The organism is Hydrogenophaga sp. (genome assembly GCF_022844385.1).
Lineage (GTDB): Bacteria > Pseudomonadota > Gammaproteobacteria > Burkholderiales > Burkholderiaceae_C > Hydrogenophaga.
Map to the genome: position 1 here is coordinate 1 of NZ_JALHLX010000236.1, position 2,551 is coordinate 2,551.

The 2,551-nt window shown below is 65.2% G+C and carries 3 protein-coding genes; 1 reads left to right on the forward strand and 2 read right to left on the reverse strand.

The features are described 5' to 3' along the window. Both pyk and Q0C59_RS19570 read right to left on the reverse strand, forming a co-directional pair. On the reverse strand, window positions 1-1,376 hold a 1,376-nt coding region (gene pyk, locus Q0C59_RS19565), incomplete at its 3' end, for a pyruvate kinase (RefSeq protein WP_291218730.1). Between the two features lie 119 nt (window positions 1,377-1,495). Next, window positions 1,496-1,990: a hypothetical protein gene (locus tag Q0C59_RS19570; RefSeq protein WP_291218732.1), complete on the reverse strand. Its 495-nt coding sequence runs from the start codon at window positions 1,988-1,990 to the stop codon at window positions 1,496-1,498. Between the two features lie 200 nt (window positions 1,991-2,190). Here Q0C59_RS19570 and Q0C59_RS19575 point away from each other — a divergent pair. Beyond that, a partial coding sequence (locus tag Q0C59_RS19575; protein ID WP_291218734.1) for a YiaA/YiaB family inner membrane protein occupies window positions 2,191-2,551 on the forward strand: 361 nt, incomplete at its 3' end.

A 2,551-nucleotide genomic window follows, 5' to 3' on the forward strand; every position in this document is an offset into this window, starting at 1 on the left:
CCCACTGTGATGGCGTACACGTCGCCGCTGTGCACGATGCCGCGTTTCTTCAGCTGGTTTTCGGCTTCGGCCAGGGCGGTGTCGCGGTCGGCGCTGGCTTCCATGAGCAGCGGGCGCACGTTGCGGTAGAGCGTCATGCGGCGCTGGGTCGAGAGGTTGGACGTCACCGCGTAGATCGGCATGCGCACGTTGTGGCGGCTCATCCAAAGCGCTGTGGAGCCCGAGTCGGTGAGCGCCACGATGGCCTTGGCGCCCAGGTGGTGGGCGGTGAAGAGCGCGCCCATGGCGATCGATTGGTCGATGCGTTTGAAGGTCTTGCCGGTGAAGTCGGCGCCGAGTTCGCTGTACTCGGCCTTCTCGGCTTCCTGGCAGATGTTGGCCATCTCCATCACCGTCTCCAGCGGGTACTTGCCGGCGGCGGTTTCTGCGCTGAGCATCACCGCGTCGGTGCCGTCGAGCACTGCGTTGGCCACGTCGCTCACCTCGGCGCGCGTGGGCACCGGGTTGACGATCATCGACTCCATCATCTGCGTCGCGGTGATCACCACCTTGTCCATCTCGCGCGCCATTTTGATCATGTGCTTCTGCAGGCCGGGCACCGCGGCGTTGCCCACCTCGACCGCCAGGTCGCCCCGCGCGACCATGATGCCGTCGGACACCTTCAGGATGTTGGCGAGTTCGGGAATCGCCTCGGCACGTTCGATCTTGGCGATCAGCGCGGGCTTGTGGCCATCGGCAGCACCCGCCACGTTGCACAGCTGGCGCGCCAGTTCCATGTCGGTGGCGTTCTTCGGAAAGCTCACCGCCACATAGTCGGCTCTCAGGCCCATGGCGGTCTTGATGTCGTCCATGTCCTTGGCCGTGAGCGCAGGTGCGGTGAGGCCGCCGCCCTGCTTGTTGATGCCCTTGTTGTTGGACAGCTCACCGCCCAGTTTCACCGTGGTGTGCACCGCCGGGCCCACCACCTTGTCGATGGTCAGCACGATCAGGCCGTCGTTGAGCAAGAGCGTGTCGCCGGCCCGCACGTCGCGCGGCAGTTCCTTGTAGTCCAGGCCCACACCTTCGAGGTTGCCCGGCTCGGTGCGCGAGGCGTCGAGCACGAATTTTTCACCCGGCACCAGCATGACCTTGCCTTCGGCGAACTTGCCCACGCGGATCTTGGGGCCCTGCAGGTCGGCCATGATGCCGACCTCGCGCCCTGCGCGATGGGCCGCCGCGCGCACCAGCGTGGCGCGGTCGATGTGGTCCTGCGCCGTGCCGTGCGAGAAGTTCAACCGCACCACATTCACCCCGGCGCGGATCATGGCTTCGAGCAGGTCGGGGTCGCTGGACGCAGGGCCGAGGGTGGCAACGATTTTGGTGGCGCGCATGGGCATGTGGTGTGTCTCCTGGGGGTGGATAACCGGGCTTGAGCGTGCCCGGGTGTAATTTGGTTTCAATTATCTTTGAAACCAGTTACATGGCCGCGACAGCCGCAGGGCGTCGCTGGCGGTTGTCACAGCCGGTTGTTGCGCACCGGTGCCTGGCCGCTGTAGTCCAGGCGCACAAAGGTGTCGTCCACCACTTGCAGATGAATGACGGTGCGCCGGAAATTCCACTGGCGGTCGATGGTCACCGACGAGGTGGAGCCGCGGCTGCGGGTGCTCATTTCCAGCCCGTAGCGTGAGCGCAGCGAGGTGGTGAGCCGCTGGCCCAGCGCGCGGGCCTCGTCGGCCGAGCCGGCATTGGCCAGCAGCGAGATGCGCTGCAGCTGGTCACCCTTGAACACGAATGACACTTTGAACGTCGCCCCGGCGAGCTCGAACGCCGGAATCTCCAGCCGCGCGGCCTCGTCCTTCGAGGCCGGGTCCAGCGGCAGCGGCCGCGCGTCGGGCATCAGGGCCTGCACCTCGGCCGGGGTGGCGCCCACGGGCACGTCTTGCCAGAGCGCTTGTGCCGACGCGCCCGCAGTGAACAACAGCGAGACCAGGCAGAGCATGAGTTTTGTCATAGGTGCAGTGTGATTCGTGGCGAGCTGCAAAGTTGTCTGCCGGGCCGATATCGATGACGCACAGGCTACACAAGCCACAAGGAGTACTTGAAATCGATACTCATTGAGATGGAACTTGCTTCCAGATCAGTATTTTGTTCCTGCGGGAGGGGGTGGCGGTCGACCATCGCGCCACCTTCAACAACCGCAAAGGTTTTTTCATGGCTTCGAACCGATCCCCCCTCATCGTGATGCGCGACACCCGCGCCTGGCAGTTCCAGGTCTGGGCCTCGTTTGGCGTGGCGGTCTTTCTCTGCGCCACCGGCCTCGCCTACCTGCCGGGCCAGGCGCTGGACCGGGCCTTCATGGTGATGGGTTATGTGTTCTGCCTGTCCACTGTGTTTGTGCTGTCGAAGGCGGTGCGCGACAGCCACCAGGCCGCGCTTTCCGGGGTGCCCGAAACCCCGATGTGGCGCCTGGTGGTGTGGGGCGGCTTTGCGGTGGCCATGGGCCTGACCGGCTGGGGCCTGCTGCGCATGGAGATCAACGACACCTACCGCGCCTACCTCGGCGTGAGCTGGC